An 898-nucleotide genomic window follows, 5' to 3' on the forward strand; every position below is an offset into this window, starting at 1 on the left:
TTTTTGATTTTGCTCCCCATGTTTTATCTTCATTTAGTGGTCGCATGGTTAGTAGGATATGACAATGTGGGTTTCCGTCATTTTTATCATGTAAGGCAATATCTGCACACATACCGACATCTACAAAATTTTCTTTCACATAGTTCCTTACAAGTTCAATCTGTTTTTCCCTGTCTAATTCTTTAGGCAATGCAATTTCAATTTCTCTTGCAAGTTGAGAATTTTTACTCTTTTCTATTTTTTCAACACTGTTCCATAATGTTCCTCTATCTGAAAATTCCTGTGGTGCATTTTGTGGTAAAAGAATTTCTGTATGGGCTATTCCACCTTTTCTTGTAAAGTCATGGACTATGCCGTCATATTCGTTTTTTATCTTTTCGCCACTACGATAGGCGGAAGCTGCTACTGCACTTTTGCCTTTGCCTCTTGAAATAATCTTTATGCAAAGATGATATATCGCCATAGTCAAAAACCTCCTTTCGTTTTTCTGATACGTTGATGTGGCGATAGATAAGACTTCCTAAAAAAATCGGATAGCTTTATATCCGATTTCTTTTGGGAAGTACACAAGGGGTAGGAAATTTATTTCCGTAGGGGAGTGTAGCTCCCCTGTATCAGCGTTAGCTGATATGCCCTCTGCTAAGAGCCTTCGGAGAACGCACACACCTGTTAAGGTGTATAAGTGCGCCCTTGTAAACAAGGGACTATTCTTCGATGTCCGTTTCGTCCTCTTGGTTTTCTATATTTTGATTTTCTGTTTCTTCTCTGCTTTCTATAATTTTTAGTATTTTGATATTGGCTTCTTCTTTACGAATTAGAGATGTGATTAACTGATAAAATTCATCTTTGGTTAAATTTTTACTTTCGGTAAAGATACTTTCAAAGACTGCTCCTTTTT

The 898-nt window shown here is 36.4% G+C and carries 1 protein-coding gene and 1 pseudogene; both read right to left on the reverse strand.

Annotation, left to right across the window (positions count from 1 at the left end; all coding sequences use genetic code 11):
* Positions 1 to 463, reverse strand: a 463-nt coding sequence (gene mobQ, locus HMPREF2852_RS08450; RefSeq protein ID WP_148130567.1) for a MobQ family relaxase, incomplete at its 3' end; no start/stop codon positions are given.
* Positions 464 to 704: 241 nt separating this feature from the next.
* A pseudogene (locus tag HMPREF2852_RS10195) lies at positions 705 to 898 on the reverse strand (hypothetical protein); the annotation flags it as partial.

It is taken from the genome of Anaerococcus sp. HMSC065G05, from assembly GCF_001812365.1.
GTDB classification, from domain to species: Bacteria; Bacillota; Clostridia; order Tissierellales; family Peptoniphilaceae; genus Anaerococcus; species Anaerococcus vaginalis.